General features: G+C 62.2%; 14 protein-coding genes. 2 read left to right on the top strand and 12 right to left on the bottom strand.

Going from position 1 to position 17,589, the window contains the following annotated elements:
- Positions 1-248 precede the first annotated feature (248 nt).
- The 6 genes from ACODTW_RS26670 to ACODTW_RS26645 form a co-directional block, all read right to left on the bottom strand.
- Positions 249-1,040 (bottom strand): enoyl-CoA hydratase/isomerase family protein, encoded by a 792-nt coding sequence (locus tag ACODTW_RS26670; protein WP_488949181.1) that lies wholly within the window; start codon positions 1,038-1,040, stop codon positions 249-251.
- Position 1,041: 1 nt separating this feature from the next.
- A complete protein-coding gene (locus tag ACODTW_RS26665) occupies positions 1,042-2,277 on the bottom strand; it encodes an acyl-CoA dehydrogenase family protein (protein ID WP_488949180.1) in 1,236 nt (411 codons plus the stop codon).
- A gap of 15 nt (positions 2,278-2,292) precedes the next feature.
- Positions 2,293-3,408 carry an acyl-CoA dehydrogenase family protein gene (locus tag ACODTW_RS26660; RefSeq protein WP_488949179.1) on the bottom strand — a complete coding sequence of 372 codons (1,116 nt, stop codon included), beginning with the start codon at positions 3,406-3,408 and terminating at the stop codon, positions 2,293-2,295.
- Positions 3,409-3,441: 33 nt separating this feature from the next.
- Positions 3,442-4,926, bottom strand: a complete 1,485-nt coding sequence (locus ACODTW_RS26655) for an AMP-binding protein (protein ID WP_488949178.1) — start codon at positions 4,924-4,926, stop codon at positions 3,442-3,444.
- A gap of 59 nt (positions 4,927-4,985) precedes the next feature.
- Positions 4,986-5,807, bottom strand: coding sequence for an SDR family oxidoreductase (locus ACODTW_RS26650; protein ID WP_488949177.1), 822 nt, complete (start codon positions 5,805-5,807; stop codon positions 4,986-4,988).
- A gap of 73 nt (positions 5,808-5,880) precedes the next feature.
- Complete coding sequence (locus ACODTW_RS26645) at positions 5,881-6,711, bottom strand: SDR family oxidoreductase (protein ID WP_488949176.1); 831 nt, start codon at positions 6,709-6,711, stop codon at positions 5,881-5,883.
- Positions 6,712-7,085: 374 nt separating this feature from the next.
- Between ACODTW_RS26645 and ACODTW_RS26640 the strand changes: the two genes are divergently transcribed.
- Both ACODTW_RS26640 and ACODTW_RS26635 read left to right on the top strand, forming a co-directional pair.
- Complete coding sequence (locus tag ACODTW_RS26640) at positions 7,086-7,850, top strand: SDR family NAD(P)-dependent oxidoreductase (protein ID WP_488949175.1); 765 nt, start codon at positions 7,086-7,088, stop codon at positions 7,848-7,850.
- A 33-nt stretch (positions 7,851-7,883) separates the two neighbouring features.
- Entirely contained in the window at positions 7,884-8,660 is a 777-nt protein-coding gene (locus tag ACODTW_RS26635) for an enoyl-CoA hydratase-related protein (RefSeq protein WP_488949174.1), read from the top strand.
- An 85-nt stretch (positions 8,661-8,745) separates the two neighbouring features.
- Here ACODTW_RS26635 and ACODTW_RS26630 read toward each other — a convergent pair whose 3' ends face one another.
- The 6 genes from ACODTW_RS26630 to ACODTW_RS26605 form a co-directional block, all read right to left on the bottom strand.
- Positions 8,746-10,917 carry a TonB-dependent receptor gene (locus ACODTW_RS26630; protein ID WP_488949173.1) on the bottom strand — a complete coding sequence of 724 codons (2,172 nt, stop codon included), beginning with the start codon at positions 10,915-10,917 and terminating at the stop codon, positions 8,746-8,748.
- A gap of 231 nt (positions 10,918-11,148) precedes the next feature.
- Positions 11,149-11,967 (bottom strand): SDR family oxidoreductase, encoded by an 819-nt coding sequence (locus ACODTW_RS26625; protein ID WP_488949172.1) that lies wholly within the window; start codon positions 11,965-11,967, stop codon positions 11,149-11,151.
- A 19-nt stretch (positions 11,968-11,986) separates the two neighbouring features.
- Positions 11,987-12,877, bottom strand: coding sequence for an enoyl-CoA hydratase (locus ACODTW_RS26620; RefSeq protein ID WP_488949171.1), 891 nt, complete (start codon positions 12,875-12,877; stop codon positions 11,987-11,989).
- 161 nt (positions 12,878-13,038) lie between these two features.
- Positions 13,039-14,592 carry an MFS transporter gene (locus tag ACODTW_RS26615; protein ID WP_488949182.1) on the bottom strand — a complete coding sequence of 518 codons (1,554 nt, stop codon included), beginning with the start codon at positions 14,590-14,592 and terminating at the stop codon, positions 13,039-13,041.
- A 315-nt stretch (positions 14,593-14,907) separates the two neighbouring features.
- Positions 14,908-15,819 (bottom strand): LysR family transcriptional regulator, encoded by a 912-nt coding sequence (locus ACODTW_RS26610; RefSeq protein WP_488949170.1) that lies wholly within the window; start codon positions 15,817-15,819, stop codon positions 14,908-14,910.
- Positions 15,820-15,911: 92 nt separating this feature from the next.
- Positions 15,912-17,414 (bottom strand): AMP-binding protein, encoded by a 1,503-nt coding sequence (locus tag ACODTW_RS26605; protein ID WP_488949169.1) that lies wholly within the window; start codon positions 17,412-17,414, stop codon positions 15,912-15,914.
- Positions 17,415-17,589: the final 175 nt, after the last annotated feature.

Below are 17,589 nucleotides of genomic sequence, written 5' to 3'. Positions count from 1 at the left end.
AAGCCGGAGAGCGCGATGATCCCGCCGCTCCTACACCACGCACGGGGACGTGATCGAATGAATCGAATGACCCCGATCAGATCACATCCCTATCCAACCGTCGCTGAGCCGGTCCTGCATACGCGTCCCACAAGCCGGACCCTATTCGGTTTGAAAAGCCGGTTCTTTTTACCATGGGAACAAGTTGGACATGTCGGTCGACACATGCGCCCCGAAGACTAGACAGCGCTGTCCTTTTATGTGTCTGCTCACTGAAAATCCGGCTTCCGACGCTCTGCAAAGGCCGCCAACCCAACGGCGCGTTCCGAGGTCGCAGCTTGTTCAGCGATCTGTTCACATTCTGCATCAAGCTGCATTTCCAGACCGGTATTGGCACCCGTCAGAAGCAATCGCTTGGACCTGCCGAGCGCCCCCGTTGCGCCATCGGCCAGTTCGTCTGCCAATGCCGACACTTCATGCGCAAGGCCGCCACTGGCGACAACCCGGGTGATCAACCCCATGGCCACGGCATCCTGCGCCGAGACCCGGCGATTTGTCAGGGTCAGTTCCTGGGTGCGGCGCAGTCCGATCAGCCTTGGCAGCAGCCATGTCGCCCCGCCGTCGGGCGTCAACCCGATCCGCGAATAGGCCATGGTGAAATGGGCCTCGGGTTCCGCAAGCGCGATATCGCCAACTGCCGCCAGTCCGATACCCGCCCCCGCCGCCGGCCCCTGGATGGCGGTGATCACCGGCTTCTCCATCATGGCAAGACCGGCAATCGCCGGATGCAGATAGGACAGGATTTCCCGAAGCAGTGCGGGCAGCGCGTCGCCGGCCGCATGCAGGGCCTTGACATCACCGCCGGCACAGAACATCCGACCATTGGCACGGACAACTACGCAGCGGACCGCGGCATCCCGCTCCACGGATTTCACCGCAGCCAGCAGACCCCGCGCCAGCGGCACATTGAAGGCATTGCCGACATCCGGACGGTTGAGCGTGATGAAGGCCACCGCACCCCGGTACTCCAGTTGGACTGGATTGGCGTCATCATCCGGCATTTCATACTCCAACCGGCAAATCCTTGAACGGGATATCGCGATCGACACGAATGTCCGGCGGCAGACCGAGCACGCGTTCGGCGATGATATTCTTCAAGATCTCATCGGTACCGCCCGCGATCCGCATGGCGGCACCCCAAAAGAAATTGCGCTGGAAACCACCGGCGGGCGCCGTCATATCGTCATCCGCCACGATGCCATGGGCATCCAGCAGGTCCAGTGCCTCCGTCGCCAGGTCCTGCATCTGGCGGGCGGAAACGATCTTGCCGATGGAAGCTTCCGGCCCCGGCGTAGCGCCACGGCTCAGGGCTGTCTGGCTGCGCAGCCTCGTCAGCCTCAGCCCTTCGGCGGCCACATACCAATCGGCCAGCACCCGACGGAAGCCGCCATCGCGCAGGGCCGAACCATGGCCCTCCACGCCGGGTAACCGGCTGGCCAGCGCCATCAAGGCCGCCCAGTTCGGGCTCGCACCCCCACCAACCGACAGGCGTTCATTCATCAAGGTCACCAGGGCGACATCCCAGCCCTTGCCAACCTCTCCTACCCGCTGGCTATCTTTGACCCGCACATCAACGAAATAAACCTCGTTGAAGCCCCGGCCCCCGTCCGCCTGATGCAGGGGGCGTATCTCGATCCCCGGCGACTTCATGTCGACCCAGAACATCGTCAGCCCCTTGTGCTTGGGAACATGGCTGTCGGTGCGGGTCAGCAGCAGACCGAAATCGGCGAAATGGGCGCCCGATGTCCAGACCTTCTGACCATTGACGATCCAGTCGCCCGTCCCATCCGCAGCTGGAACCGCGCGCGTCCGGCTGGCCGCCACGTCGGAACCCGCCGATGGTTCAGAAAAGAGTTGGCACCAGATTTCCTCTCCCCTTATCGCGGGGCGCACGAACCGCTGTTTGTCTGCTTCGTTGCCGGCGGTCATGATCGTCGGCAGGCACATGCCGAGACCCACACCAAATATGGCCGAGCCCAGGCCGAGCTTCATTTCCTCCTCGCCGAAGATGATGCTCTGCATCAATGTTGCCCCGGGGCCGCCCCATTGCGCGGGCCAATGGATGCAGGCATAGCCGGCATCGGCCTTGCGGGCCTGCCAGTCCTTGTCTGCCGCAATCGACCGGGCGTCTTCTTGCCCGTGCGGGACGATGATGCGCGATATCGGGGCATTGGCCGCCAGCCATTCGCGGACTTGGCTGCGATATGCGCCCTCTTCCGGGCTGTCGTGAAAATCCATCCCTTTTTCCCCCGGTCAGGCGACGGCGCGCCGTTCAAGCGCGCACACCAGCCGTTCGCGCCAGAAGGGCGGCCCGCCCAGTGCCAGCGCCAGTTGGCGGGCACGGCGCAGATGCAGGTGACAGTCAGCCTCCCAGGTGAACCCGGTCCCGCCATGGATATGCAGGTTCTCCCTGGCCGCGAAATCATAGGCCTGACTGGCGGCAATCCGGGCTGCCGCTGCGGCTTGGGGCAGTTCCGTGGCACCGGAATTCAACGCCCAGGCTCCATAGTAGGCGTTGGAACGGGCCAGTTCGTTCCTGATGTAGATATCCGCCAGCTTGTGCTTGATCGCCTGATAACTGCCGATCACCCGCCCGAAGGCATGGCGTTCCCTGGCATACTCCGTAGCAGCCTCCAGGCAGCGATCCGCCCCGCCGACCTGCTCGAACGCGAACAGCACGGCCGCCCGGTCAAGAATAACAGAAAGCGCCCCCGCCCCCGCCCCCTCCGCGCCCAGCCGTTCACACGGCACATTGTCAAACGTGAGCTGTGCGGCGCTACGGGTGGGGTCCAGCGTCCGTACCCATGTCCGCGCCACGCCATCATCCGCCAGATCGACGATGAAAAGGCCTGGTCCTGCCGCATCCTGCGCCGCCACGATCGCATGGGTCGCGATGTCGCCATCGGTGACGGGAACCTTAGTGCCGATCAGTTTGCCGGCGGTGACACGAACTCCCTTGGACGCTGCAACCTGCACCCCCGGATGCTCGGCGGCAGCAAGGCAGCCCATCACACGGCCAGCGGCGATACCGGGCAACAGCGCGCCCCGCTGCGCATCGCTGCCGAAGGCCAGGATGGCTTCGGCAAAGATATAAACCGTGGAGGCGAAGGGGATGGGGGCGATGACACGGCCCAATTCCTCGGCAAGGGCACAAAGTTCGACATGGCTGAAGCCGGCACCGCCCCATTTTTCCGGAATGGCGGTACCGGTCCACCCCATCGCAACAACCGCCGTCCAAAGATCAAGATCAAAGGACCGGCCGTCATCATCAAGTACCCCACGCGTCACCGCCACCGGACAGCGCGCCTGAAGAAACCGGCGTGCCTCCCGCTTCAGGTATTTCTGGTCATCTGAAAAGTCGAAATTCATGCCCGATCTCCCGCCGCGATCCCCTGTCGGACGTCAATGCCGCCTGATTTCGAACTCCTGCCCTGCCTCCAGCCATGCCTCGCGCTCGGCCTTCAGCGCCGTCCGCCGGACCTTGCCGGCGTCATCCCGTAGGGGCGTCGCGCTCAACTCATAGCTTGCCGGCCATTTATATTTCGCCAGTCTCTCCTCAATGTGGGCGTCAACGGCCGCAATGTCGAACTGCCTTCCTTCGCGCAACTGGATGATGGCATGGACGCGTTGGCCCAGATCATCGTCGGGCAAGCCGATCACAGCCGAGGATGCGATGAGCGGATGTTCGTCCAGCGCCGCTTCGATTTCGGCCGGATAGACATTGGCCCCGCCACGGATGATCAGGTCCGACCGGCGATCCGCCAGGAACAGGTAACCATCCGCATCGACATGACCAAGGTCGCCGATCCAGAACCCGCCGGACGCGTCCCGGCTCTGTTCCGCGCCGATATAGCGGAACCGGGCGGCACCCGCCGCAGGGAAATGAACCTCGCCGACCTCGCCGACATCCGCCTCGCTGCCATCTTCGCGCAGGATGCGGACCGTCCCGGGCGCCACCTTGCCCACCGACCCCGGTTTGCGCAGCCAGTCCCGACCAGTGATGGCGGTGCCGCTGCCTTCGGTGCCACCATAGGCCTCGAAAATCCGATCCGGGCCCAGCCAGTCGATCCAGGCGCGCTTGACCCAGGGCGGGCACGGCGCCGACATGTGCCAGACGCTTTTCAGCGAGGACATGTCATAGGATGCGCGAACATTGTCCGGCAACGCACAGATGCGCTGCATCATCGTCGGCACCATGGCGACGAAACCGGCCTTGTGGACCTGCACCAGACGCAGGAACTCCTCGGGATTGAAACGGGTCATGCCGACGACATGCGCACCTGCCAGCAGGGCCAGAGAGGTGAACAGGAACGGCATGTTGTGGTAGAGCGGGCCGGGGTTGAGTACCACCGTGTCCTCGGTCATACCGAGCGGCGCATAGGGTGGAGCGGCAGTGTTGATGAAGGCCGGCATCGTATCGACGACGATCTTCGGACGCCCGCTGGAACCGCCACTGGCGATGGCCTTCCAACTATCAGCGCCGACGTCGGGCACAGGCGCATCGCTGAAAGCTTCCAAGGCGCAGCCGGCTGGTATCCTGGGACCGGCGTAGGTGAAATTGGCGTCACCGATGACAGCGGCGGGGGAGGCCAACGCAATCATCTCGCCGGCTTCACGGTCGGGCAGCTTGGATGGCATCAGGCACGGCGTTGCACCGGCTTTCCAGACACCGGCCACCGCCTCATGGAACTCCGCACCGTTGGGCAGCATGACAACCACCCGATCATTGTGCCGGACGCCCAGCGATGCCAGCAGCCGGGCCCGACGGTTCGAGCGCCGATCAAGTTCCTGCCAGGTCAGCGAACCGTCGGGATAGGTAACGGCGGGCGCCTCCCCCCTCCGCTTGGCATGGTCCTGGATTATCGACGACATGGACTTGAAGGACATGTTTTCCATTTCCGTTCCGATGGTCGGGTAGGCTGGTAAAAGCCGGCTGAATGGCGTCCTTATCCAGGCAGCGCGTCGAGCAGCGCCCGGGTGCGGACCTTGATGGGCTCTTCCATGACGCGATCAGTGTGGATGTGCAGCTTGTTCTGTTCCACCGCGGTCAAGACCATCCGACCGACCTCGTCAATACCGGTCCCCTGCTGCAGCGCCTGGTTCAACAGTTCCCGTCGTTCCGCCCGCCGTTTTTCCTGGGCCTCCGACAAGGGCTCCGCCCCCTTGGGTGCGCCTTCCTGCGAGCGATGGATCACATTGGTCGCAACGGGGCCGGGGCACAGAACGCTGACACCAATTCCTGCCGGCGCCAGTTCCAGATTGAGCGATTCAGACATTCCAACCACGGCAAACTTGGCCGTGCAGTAAAGGACGCCCGACCCGGTCGCCACCAGACCCGCACCGGAAGAGGTGTTCACAATGTGACCACCCTGGCCATTCCGCAGCATCCTGGGCACGAACGTCTGGATGCCGTTGATGACACCATGAAGATTGATGCCGATGGCGAAATCCCACAGGTCGTAGGTAAGCTTCCCCGGTGTTTCCGCAACGATGACGCCGGCATTGTTGAACAGCAGGGACACAGGGCCAAGTGCTGCTTCGGCCGCATCCGCCGTGGCAGCATAGGCATCGCGGTCGCGGACATCCAACCGATAGGTCTCGACCTGGGTTATCTCCTGCAACTCCGCCTTGGCACGGGCAAGACCCTCACTATCCAGATCTGCCAAGGCCAACCTGACCCCGGCGCGTGCGAAGGTCCGGGCGATGCCAAGGCCGATGCCATTGGCGCCACCGGTGATGAAGGCCGTGCGCCCCCGTATATCAGTCATCCGATCTCTCCTGACGTCATATCCCAACCTGGCCGGCGGTGCCTCCCGGCCGGGACCATCGTTGCGCAACCGGTCAGGCAACCGGGGCGGGCATGGCATCCAGCAGGGCTTTGGTCCGGGCCTTGATGGGTGCTTCCATCACACGGTCGGTATGGATGTAGAGGCTGTTCTCGCGCACGGCTTTGAGTACCATCTCGCCGACGTCATCGATGCCGACACCCTGCTTCAGGGCCTCCGTCATGATGGCGATCCGTTCCGCGCTCGCCCGTTTCTGCTCCTCCGTCAGGGTCAGACCCGCCTTGGGCGATGTGCCGGCTGACCGCTGGATGATCCCCGTGGCGACAGGACCGGGGCACAGCACCGTGACACCGATACCGGCAGCCCCCAGTTCGGCATTGAGCGCCTCTGACATGCCCACCACCCCGAACTTGGCGGTGCTGTACAGCACCCCGGAACTAGTCGCCGCCAGCCCGGCGCCAGATGCGGTATTCACGATGTGGCCACCCTGGCCCCGCGCAACCATGCCCGGCAGGAATGTCTGGATGCCGTTGATGACACCATGCAGATTGATCCCGATCCCCCAATCCCAGAGATCATAGGTCAGCTTCGCCGCAGGAGCGCCGCCGGCGACACCGGCGTTATTGAACAGCAGCGATACCGGCCCCAGCGACTGCTCGACCTCTGCCGCAACAGCGGCGTACGCGGCGCGGTCACGCACATCAAGCCGGAAGGTCTCCACCGAGGTAATCTGCTCCAGTTCCGCCTTGGCGCGGGCCAGGGCATCGGTATCCAGGTCGACCAGGGCCAGCTTGGCCCCGGCCCGCGCTAGGCTGCGCGCAATTCCCAACCCGATCCCGTTGCCGCCGCCGGTGATAAAGGCAGTCCGCCCCTGCACGTCGGTCATTCAGTGTCTCCCTAGCCTTCATGTCTTCTCGCCGCCTGAACAGAACGACCATGGGCGCGGGGCTGTACCCTTTGCACCCATATCCCTGTAGGCAATTGGCCTGGATGAATTCGCTCCAACGCTAGGGTACGACCCCATGAACACCAAATGCAAAGGGGAGCCGGGCAATGCCCCGGGGGAATAGCTGCGGCCGCTTAGTCGGTCCTCAACCTGCCCCACCCCCTATAATCTTCACATTGGCCCAAGGCGGAATGCCGGCGGCTTCACCTGTGCCATGCATCCAGATCGCATAATCGCGGGGGCAAAACGTCGCTTCCCCGCGCTTGCGCCTCATGAAGCCACAGGCCTTCAGATCAACCGACAGAGAGATTGTAATGGACATCAATGGAGTTGGCGCCATCGTCACCGGCGGCGCATCGGGACTGGGCGGCGCCACAGCGGCGCTTCTGGCCAAGGCCGGCGCGAAAGTCACCATCTTCGACCTCAATGCCGAACTTGGCGCGGCCCACGCCCGGCAGATCGGTGGTCATTTCATCCCGGTCGATGTGACGGACGAAAATGCTGTGGAAGCCGCAATTCAGGAAGCGGAGGGCCTGAATGGCAAGGCTCGTATACTCGTGAACTGCGCCGGTATCGGCCCCCCGGCAAAAATGATCGGGCGCGACGGCAAGGCCCTGCCCCTTGCCGCATTTTCAAAAATCATCAACATCAACCTGATCGGAAGTTTCAACGTCCTGTCAAAATTTGCCGCCCGCATCCATGAAGCGGAAATGATCGGCCCGGAGGAACGGGGCGTTATCGTGAATACGGCCAGCGTCGCCGCCTTTGATGGCCAGATCGGCCAGGCCGCCTATGCAGCCTCCAAGGGTGGTGTTGTCGGCATGACCCTGCCGATCGCGCGGGAACTGGCGCGGTACGGTATCCGCGTGGTCACCGTCGCACCGGGCCTGTTCCTGACCCCGCTGCTGGCATCGCTGCCGCAAGAGGCACAGGAATCCCTGGGCAAGCAGGCACCATTCCCAAGCCGCCTGGGCCACCCCGATGAGTTTGCCCGCATGGTAGCGGCGATCATCGACAATCCGATGCTGAATGGCGAGACCATCCGCCTGGATGGCTGCATCCGCATGGCGCCGAAATAACGCTGCCCCCTTGTCCGATCGGGAAACCTGACTATGAGCTATCAATATGTCGATGTGAGCCGCGAGGGGCGGCTCACCATTATCACCCTCAACCGGCCCGTGGCGCACAATGCGCTGAACCTCGACGCCCACCTGGAACTGGAGGCGGTCTTCGATGCCTTCGCCGCCGATGACGACCAATGGGTTGCCATCATCACAGGGTCCGGCACCAAGGCGTTCTGTGCCGGCCATGACTTGAAACAGCAGGCAGCCGGTGGCGGGCTGCAACTGCCGCCGACGGGCTTCGCCGGCCTTACCTCCCGCTTCGATCTCACCAAACCGGTCATCGCCGCCGTGAATGGCGTCGCGATGGGGGGTGGGTTTGAAATCGCGCTGGCGTGCGACGTGATCGTGGCGGCGGCCCATGCCGTCTTCGCACTTCCCGAGCCCCGGGTCGGCCTTGCCCCGCTGGCGGGCGGCATACAACGACTGCCGCACAGCATCGGGCTTCATCGCGCCATGGGGCTGATGCTGACCGGTCGCCGGATCGGCGCTGCAGAGGGCGCAGCACTCGGTTTCGTGAACGAGGTGGCGGAAGCTGACGTTCTGGACACCGCCCGCCGCTGGGCCGGCGACATGCTGGCCTGCGGTCCCCTGTCCCTTCGGGCCATCAAGGAAGCCACCCTGCGCGGTCGCGGCACAACCGTGGCAGAGGGGATTGCCAGACAATGGGAATACCCTGCCATGAAGGCAATGCTGAACTCGCAGGACTATGTCGAAGGCCCCGCCGCCTTCGCCGAGAAGCGGACACCAGAATGGAAAGGGCGCTGACCCTGTAAACGGGTTCGGGCAGCGATGACGAAACCGTCATCGCTGCCCGAACGGCAATCAGGGCCGGAGGGCCAGCCCCACCGTGTCAGAAGGAGTATCCGAACGACACGCCGAAGACCCGCGGCTGGACATAGCGCACGGCTTCCAGCGACAGCGCATTCTGGCTCATGCTGATCTTGTACTTGCTGTCGGTGAGGTTGCGTCCATAGACCGAAAAGGTCATGTTCCCGTCCAAGGTCAAGGTCGCAGACCCGTCGAGCGCCACATAGCCGGGCTGGCTGAGGCTGTTATCGAAGGTGAAGTAGACACGGCTGCTGTAATAGGGCGACAGCGCCACCGTCAGTTCCTTGTTTGCGTCCAAAGACGCATAATAGGTCAGTGTCGAACTGGCCGTGAATTCCGGTGCCCGCACCATGGTCTTGCCACTGACATCCAGGCTGACATTGGCGTAGAGCAAGCCGCCCGCCGTCGCCGGCAACTTCGGATTATCCACATAACCCGGTGCCGATTTGAAATCGACATAGCGCGCATGGGTATAGGCCACGGCGGTGCGCAGATCGAAGGCCTCGCTGAGATGTGCCGTGATATCGGCCTCCACACCATAGATGCGGGACTTCGGCACATTGAACAGCTGGTTGAACACTGCGCCGTTCTGGCCGGAGATCGTCGCATTCACCTGCGTGTCTTTGTAATCATAGTAGAAGGCGGCGGCGTTGAAGGAGATGTCGCGTGTCGCCGATTTAAGGCCAAGCTCAAACGCATCCACCTTTTCCGGCGAAACGCTGGGACCGTTGGCAGACGTCGCGTCGAACACACCGCTTTTGAAGCCCTTGCTGTAGGTCGTGTAGATTTTGGATCCCTCGGTAAGCGCATAACTGACGCCCACGCGCGGCGTCCATTGCCGGTCGGTCTGTTTCTGTATGCGGGTATATGGGGACGGCGCCAGGACACCCATGGCACTTGAATTTCCGCGATCCTCGTCACTGTAGCGGATGCCGCCGATGATCGAGAAGTCACCGATCCTGTAGGTTCCGTCCGCATAACCGGCAATGGAATTCAAACGGCCGGCGGAATTGGACAGCGGCGTACCGGTGGATGTCAGGATCGGCACCTTGCTCCGGCTTCGGTAGTAGTAGACACCGGCGACATAGGTGAAGGGCTCGTTCTCGGCCGATGCAAAATTCACCTCCTGGGAGAAGGTCTTGGTCGCGACCTTCAGCGCGACATCCTGGTTCAGATAGCTGAGATCGATCTCATTGCGGGCGGCCAGATCATTGCGGAGGAATGCCGTGAAGGACGACAGCGTGCCACCCCAGACATCAAGCCTGGCGCGGGCGCTATATTCGTCGGTTTCGGTCTTGATGTACTGCTCGGTATTGTTGGACGAATGGTAACGATCCTGAGCGATCGGCCCGCCCATGGCGGCGACAAGCCGGGCCGGTCGGATATTCTTGGTATCGCTGCCCGACGGATCGTCGAAATCCGCATGGGCCACCGTAAAGACGACCGACAGGTCGTCCGTTGGTTCCACAAGCAGCTTGCCGCGCGCCGTGAAACTATCGCCCTGGTTGGTGATCTTGTCCGTCTTCAGGTCGCGGACATAGCCGTTGGCGTAACGATAAGCCACGGAACCGTTGACGGCGACCTTGTCGTCCAGCGGAACATTCAGATAGGCGCTGGTGCGCACCTGATCGAAACGTTCGTAAGAGGCGTTGAAACGGCCCTCCACCGTCGATCCGGGGTCGAGTGTGCGCAGCAAGACAGCGCCGCCAGTGGCGTTGCGCCCAAACAGCGTCCCTTGCGGCCCCTTCAGCACCTCCACACCGGCGATGCTGGCCAGATCGAAGATATTGCCCGACGGTGTGGGATAGTAGATCTCATCCACATAGACGGAAACGTTCTGCTCGCCGCCCGAGGCGGCAAGCGTCGAGCCGATGCCGCGGATCGTCGGCGACAGGCCATAGACATTACGCTGCAGATAGACGCCCGGTGCCGCCTTGGTCAGATTCTCCAACGAGGCGGGACCCACGCGCTCAAGATCCTCCGCCGTGGCAGTGGTAATCGAGATCGGAACATCCACCAGCCGCTGAGACCGGCGCTGCGCCGTCACCACGATATAGTCCAGGCTGATTTCCTGCAAACTGTCGCCGGCAGCCGGCGACGCCGCTGGTGTCGTGACGGGATTCTGTGCGTAGGCGCCGGCGGCACCTGTAATCACCAACAGCGACGTGAGTGTTTTGACTATTCTCGCCTTCATCGTAACCGTCCTCCCCGGACTTTCATTGTTGTTGCCTTCATGTCTGCACGGAGAGGCAAGTCAAATCCCCATCCCGGCAGGTCATACCTGAAAATCATGGCTATACGGGAGCGCACACATCTCCCCGACACAGCGCCGGACACCGGGCTGTGCTGATCACGCTTTGTATTCGTCGTTAATCAGGATCAGCGGCGATGCTGTCACCCCCGATCTTCAAAGCCACCGTTCAGCTCATGCCGCCGGCGGCATGGCATCAAGCAGTGCCTTGCTACGCTCCATGATCATCTCCATGGCAAGGCGATCAGTGTGGACATAGAGCCGGTTTTCCCGGATCGCGTCCCGCACCATGTCGCCGACAGCGTCGGGTGAGGTGCCCTTCGCCAAATATTTCGATGTTTCCTCAATCCTTGCCTGCTGTGCAGCCGACAGTGGTCTCCTTGCCGTCACCGGCTGCGCCGCCTGTGTCCGCGTCACGATGTCGGTTGCAACCGGACCGGGGCAGAGGACTGTCACGCCGATACCCTGTGACGGAAGTTCAAGGGCCAGCGCCTCGCTCATCCCCACAACGGCGAATTTGGCAGTGCAGTAAAGAACGCCTCCCGTCCGTGCCACCAGGCCCGCGCCCGACGCCGTATTGACGATGTGCCCACCGCCACCGCGGGCAGAGATACCGGGCAGGAAGGTCTGAATGCCATTGATCACCCCGTCCAGGTTGATCCCCATGCCCCAGTCCCACAGGTCATAGCTCAACTTGTGCGCAGGCGCCCCGCCAGCGACACCGGCATTATTCACCAGGATTGAGACGGGCCCCAGTTGTGCCTCGGCATCGGCCGCCACACTCGCATAGGCCATCCGGTCGCGGACATCCAGGACCGCCGTGAAGACCTCCGTAACCCCATCCAACTCGGCCTTCGCCCGGGCCAGTCCATCGGCATCCAGGTCGACCAGCGCCAGCTTCGCTCCCGCACGGGCCAGGGACCGGGCGATGCCAAGGCCGATGCCATTGGCGCCGCCGGTGATGAAGGCTGTACGATTTGCAATGTCGGTCATGTGGGTTCCAATCCGAAGATTAGCCGGCCGTAGTCTGGCGGGCCGCGATCAGTTTCTCGATATTGGCGCGCATGGCCGGCGGCATGCTGTCGAGATCAATGGGGAAACCATTGGCCAGCATGGCCTGCATGTGCCCGATCTGATGCAGGTGGAAACCGAAATCCACCGAAGCCTTGCGTCCCATCTGGTCCTGGGCGAAATTCATCGCCTGCTTGACCAGTTGCATGGTGAAGGGATTGCGGGCGGCGATCGTCTCCGCCAGTTGCAGGGCGCGTGCCGCCAACTGGTCGCGGGGTACGACATGGTTGACCATGCCCCGCTGTTTTGCCTCCTGCGCCGTCATCCAATCGCCCGTCATCAGCCATTCCTTGGCCTGACGGACGCTCATCTCGAAGGGATGTTGCCAGAATTCCACGCCGGCGATGCCCATCTCGGCAGCGGTCGCGTCACGGAAGCGGGCATCGTCTGCACAAACGATCAGGTCGCACATCCAGGTCAGAATGATGCCACCGGAGATCACGGAACCCTGAATCTCGGCAATAACCGGCTTCGGGGCATTGCGCCAGCGCTCCGTAATCTCCAGATAGATTTCACGCTCGCGGGCGTAATAGCCCTGCCACCCCTTGCCGCTATAATCACCCCAAAGCCCCACGATCTGTTCCGGCGGCGGCATCCGTGCCTCGTCGCCGCTGATATCGTGGCCGGAATTCCAGTGGTCGCCGGTCGCCGCCAGGATGATCACATTGATCTTGTCGTCATGGCAGGCGCGCTTCAGCGCATCGTCCAGTTCATAGGTCATCGTGATGCCCTGGGCATTGCGCCGGCTGGGCCGGTTCATCACGATGCGGGCCACTTTGGGCGCGGGTTCTTCGTAAATCAGTTGCTGATAGTCGCGACCTCCTGAGGCCATATTCATTTCTCCCTGCTTTGCCGGCGCCTACGCGCCTTCCAAGGCTGTCGTGGCGGGTTGTTTCGGAAGCTTTCCCTTTTCATACACCAGCGTCCAATTCCAACGCACCGCCAGGCATGAGATGAAGTAATACCTCATCGAGAAAGCCGTTCAGCGACGGGTCAGCGGACGCGCCTGCGGGCGGTCAGATCGGCCCTGATCCTCGCATGGGTCTTCTTGTCGATCCGGTAAAACAGGACCAGCGCCACTCCCGCCACCGAGAGCAACCCCGCCCCCGGCCCGCCGATGATGCCCAGCCATGCAAGCGTGTGGGCAGGCAGCGCCACGGCCGGATCCATCTCGGCAAGTTTTTCGGGAAAGCCGATGAGCTGCAGGGCTACGCCCGCAATCAACACGCCAGCGCCGGTCGCCGCCTTGGTCGCAAACGCCCATCCGGCAAAATAGAGCCCTTCCCGCCTTGTGCCGAACAGCAGCTCATGCTCGTCCGCCGCATCGGGGATGATCGCCACGAAGCCGATGATCGACAGGGCCATCATGGCACTGCCCAAGAGCACGACGGGAGACAGCACCAGGATCAGCTCATGCCCTGTCAGGTGAAGCAGTCCCACCAGCTTCAAGGTCGCCGGCATAGCGTGGCAGAGGATCATGCCGACCATGCCGATCAGCAGCATCGTGCGCTTCTCAAAGCGCCTGGCCAGCGGTCCCGCCATGGGGGCGCCCAGCGCCAGCCCGAGCACGGCCGGAACGAACACGATCTTCATCTGTTCGGCCGTCATGTTCCAGAAGGAGGTCGCAACATGCAGCGCCAATGTCTGGTTCACCCCAACGCCGATGTTGAACAGAAGGGCAGCCGCGAACACGATGCGGAAGGTCGGATTGCGGGCCATCTCCAGCATTTCGCCCAGCAACCGGACATGAATTCGCTCGGTCGGTGCCTCCGCCACAAATTGCCCGGCCCGTGTGGCCAAACCCTGCCAGATCGCAATACCGGCCCCGGCCAGCAGCAAAACGGTCAAGGTAAGTGTCAACGGCAGATAGGCATCCCGATTTGCAACCCCACCCGGCCCGTCCAGGAACACCCCGTAACCCAGGACGACCACCGCGACGGTGCCCAGAATACCGATACCCCAGCGCCAAGCGGCAATCGACGAACGCTCATGATAGTCCTCACTGAGCTCAGCCCCCAGCGCCTGATAGGGCAGGTGGAATACCGACAGGGAGATGCGTAGTGTGATGGAAAGCGCCATCAGCCACAGGAACAGCGCCGTTTGATCAAGCGATGCCGGCAAGGCGAAAGTCAGGTTGAAGGTCAGGACCAGCGGTATCAACGATACCACCATGAAGGGCACCCGTCGCCCGAAGCGGGAACGCCAGCCATCGGAAAGCGACCCGATGAACGGGTCCATGATCGCATCGATCACGATGCCGGCACCAAGGGCGACGCCCGCCAGGCCGCCAGGAAGTCCGCAGGCCACCGTCACATAGAACAGCACGAAGATATTAAGCATGCTGGAGACAACCAGTTCCACCAACTGGCCTGCCGCGTAGCCTGCCTTGCGGCCGAGCGGCACGCGGCGGGGCGGCCCTTCGTCCGTTACTGTTTCGCCCCCGACCGACGCTGACGGCAATGCGTCTTCCATATTCCGCAACTGCATTCTGCTTACCTTTTTCTTGTCAGATGTTCCGTGCGGCTCCCTATATCCGCACGCCGTCATGGTCAAAGGCTGAACAGCGTACACCTGCTCGTGGGCATTGCGCGCCTGTCTGCATCCGCGATCTCTCATCCCGTTCAGCGGCCCGGCTCACCTGACCATCAACTGTAAACGGGTCATCCGGCCACAGTGACCGTGACCGAAGCCTGGATGGCATCGGCTCGCATTCGATTTCGTTCAGGATTATCGACCATGACCTGTTCGGTCTGGCAGGACCTGACGGTAGTGTTCAGCCGATCCGGCCTGGGCATCAAATTCATTCCCAGCCGAAGGTATGCTGACATGGAATACCTTCGCCGGGCATGCGGATAGCTTGCTTTAGATGCTGTCGACCACTTCCGACGATGGCAGCCGCTCACGGCATGCCTTGATAAAGGCGCGCACAGCGGGCCGGGGGCTCCAGCGGAGGCGCGTGGCGCAGCACAGCGCCGATGGCGGCAGTGTAAATGGCACCACCGCGAAGTGCTTCTTGAAAATGCTGGTCTGCGTATAGTGAATCGATGCGACGCTGATGGCGTTGGTGTTGCGTATCAGGCGGGCCACGATCGGAAAATAATCGACTGTATGCAGCCGTTCCTGGACGTCGACGCCGCAATCTTCATATATCTGGCGCCAGATGAAATTGTAGGGCGAAGCGCCTGAGGGCGATATGAGATCATATTTGGCGATCTCTGCCTTTGTCACATCGGGACAGTCCAGGATTGGATGCCCCCTCCTGGCGAAGAATGTCGTCTGCATCGGTGCCATCTGTTCGCACCGGAAGTCGGGTTGTTCCTTGAACGCGGCCTCATACCCCAGTGCGACATCGATCGTGCCCACACGCAGTTGCTGCACGATCCGGTCGTAATTTCCGCCGACAATATTGAGCCGGATGCTGGGATGCCGGGAAACCAGCGTCGACAAGGGCTCAACCAACAGCCATTCGAGCGATGGGGGACACACACCGATCCGAAGCAGGCCCGCATAATGATCCGACCCCACGGCGGCACCGCGCAGCAGATCATCCGTCTCTTCAAGAACGCGCGATGCCCGTTCAACAAAACTGCGCCCTTCCTCCGTCAGGATGACGCCGCGAGCCGTTCGATTGAAGATTGCGTAGCCCAGTTGCTGTTCAAGATCGGCCACACTTTTGGTAATGGCCGACTGGGTGACACCCACCCGTTCCGCTGCCGCGGTGAACGATCCATATCGCGCGGTAGAAACGACATATTGCAGGCGTCGGTCAGTCATGCACTCTTCCTACCTACGGATGACACCTGACTGCCCAGCGACAATGGAGACCTCCATGCAGAGCGCACTTCAAGTGGGTGGCAATTTCAAGATTATGATACCGCCGTCAGCCTGTCGTCCCGCAATTTCGACCGGCGGGCCTTGCCAGCATCATCACGCAGGTTCTCGTCCGTGAACTCAAACGTGCGCGGAATCTTGTATCGGACCAGCTTGTCCGACAGGAAGACGCGCAATGCATCTTCGTCGGTCCGGGTGCGCGCCTCGCCCCGCATCTGCACGATGGCATGGGCGCGCTGGCCCAGATCCGCGTCGGGCAGACCGATCACGATGGAGGACTGAACGTCCGGATGCTGGTCAAGTGCTGCCTCGACCTCCGCCGGGAAGATGTTGGCACCGCCCGAGACGATCATGTCGGTGCGCCGGTCGGCGATATAGAGATAGCCATCGGCGTCGACATAGCCAAGGTCGCCATAGGTTTCCCAGTCGCCTTTCGCCTTGGCCTGGGCACCGATATATTCGTAGGTCGAATTTCGCCCCCGCGCGGGCAGAAAATAAATCTCCCCGATTTCACCGGGGGCGCATTCATCGCCCTGCTCATTCAGGATGCGCATCTGCGATCCAAGTCCCGGCTTGCCGACCGATCCCTTGTGCGCCAGCCATTCCCGCCCAGTGATGGCTGTGCCGCCGATCAGTTCGGTACCGCCATAGACTTCGATGATCCTGTCCGGACCCAACCAGTCGATCCAGGCTTGTTTCAGCCATTGCGGGCAGACCGACGCCATATGGAACACCGTGCGAAGGCTAGACATGTCAAAGGCCAGGCGCTGTTCTTCCGGCAAGCGCCAGATACGGCTCATCATGGTCGGTACAAAATTGACCCAGTTGACACGGTAGCGCTCGATCAGTTGCAGCGCCAGCAGCGGGTCGAACTTGCCCATTTCCACGACATGCCCGCCGGAGAACAGGCAGTGGAAGACACCGACAAAAGGGGCGTTATGATAGAGCGGACCCGGATTGAGCATCGTGTCGCCAAGACGCTGGCCACCGGGGGGCTTGCCCGGATCATGCATACCCGCCTGCCTGTCCACGATCAGCTTGGGCCGGCCGGTCGACCCACCGCTGGTATGAACCTTCCAGCGCGGGGCGATCTTCACCGGCAGCGGGTCGGCAGACAGATCGTCCGCCGGATGCGAGCCGACGGGCAGGAAGTTCCATCCCTCAACCCTGGCGCTTTCTTCGGCGATGATCAGGCGAGGCCGCCCCAGTTCCGCAATGGCCCGCAGCTCCGCCGCCGGCAGTTTGGAGGATACGATGCCAACGGTCGCGCCCAGTTTCCATACCGCAAAGGCGGTCTCATAGAATTCGGGGCTGTTCGGTATGGCCAGGGTCACCAGATCCCCTTCCCCGACGCCCAGCGCCGCCAGTTGGCGCGCCTTGCGGTTCGACCTTTTGTCCAGTTCGGCATAGGTGATCGTCACGTCATGATAGGTCACGGCCGGACGCAACGGGTCCTTGCCGGCGTGATAGGCAAGCAGTTCCCCAATCGGCATGGGCACGGTCTCGCCCTGTGCCATCTTCACCTGATCGTTCTGCAACTCGACGCTCCTCTCCTGGGGATGCACCGGCCTTCAAGCCCGCATCACGGTTCTGCCCGTCTTTCCCGTGACACTAACAGAGGGCCGCGCGCATCATGGTTGGACAAATGGGCGGGACCCATGAACGCCAGGAATAGCTCCGGCTTTCACCCGACTTTGCCGACCTGCCGGGAAT

Source organism: Niveispirillum sp. FG148 (assembly GCF_057809655.1).
Note: the sequence above shows the minus strand (reverse complement) of the source record. Positions and strands in the feature narration are given on the sequence as shown.

Excerpts from the sequence above, each read along its gene's own strand:
- ACODTW_RS26670 (WP_488949181.1), bottom strand. The coding sequence starts at position 1,040 with ATGCCGGATGATGACGCCAATCCAGTCCAACTGGAGTACCGGGGTGCG.
- ACODTW_RS26665 (WP_488949180.1), bottom strand. The coding sequence starts at position 2,277 with ATGGATTTTCACGACAGCCCGGAAGAGGGCGCATATCGCAGCCAAGTC.
- ACODTW_RS26660 (WP_488949179.1), bottom strand. The coding sequence starts at position 3,408 with ATGAATTTCGACTTTTCAGATGACCAGAAATACCTGAAGCGGGAGGCA.
- ACODTW_RS26655 (WP_488949178.1), bottom strand. The coding sequence starts at position 4,926 with ATGTCCTTCAAGTCCATGTCGTCGATAATCCAGGACCATGCCAAGCGG.
- ACODTW_RS26650 (WP_488949177.1), bottom strand. The coding sequence starts at position 5,807 with ATGACTGATATACGGGGGCGCACGGCCTTCATCACCGGTGGCGCCAAT.
- ACODTW_RS26645 (WP_488949176.1), bottom strand. The coding sequence starts at position 6,711 with ATGACCGACGTGCAGGGGCGGACTGCCTTTATCACCGGCGGCGGCAAC.
- ACODTW_RS26640 (WP_488949175.1), top strand. The coding sequence starts at position 7,086 with ATGGACATCAATGGAGTTGGCGCCATCGTCACCGGCGGCGCATCGGGA.
- ACODTW_RS26635 (WP_488949174.1), top strand. The coding sequence starts at position 7,884 with ATGAGCTATCAATATGTCGATGTGAGCCGCGAGGGGCGGCTCACCATT.
- ACODTW_RS26630 (WP_488949173.1), bottom strand. The coding sequence starts at position 10,917 with ATGAAGGCGAGAATAGTCAAAACACTCACGTCGCTGTTGGTGATTACA.
- ACODTW_RS26625 (WP_488949172.1), bottom strand. The coding sequence starts at position 11,967 with ATGACCGACATTGCAAATCGTACAGCCTTCATCACCGGCGGCGCCAAT.
- ACODTW_RS26620 (WP_488949171.1), bottom strand. The coding sequence starts at position 12,877 with ATGGCCTCAGGAGGTCGCGACTATCAGCAACTGATTTACGAAGAACCC.
- ACODTW_RS26615 (WP_488949182.1), bottom strand. The coding sequence starts at position 14,592 with ATGACGGCGTGCGGATATAGGGAGCCGCACGGAACATCTGACAAGAAA.
- ACODTW_RS26610 (WP_488949170.1), bottom strand. The coding sequence starts at position 15,819 with ATGACTGACCGACGCCTGCAATATGTCGTTTCTACCGCGCGATATGGA.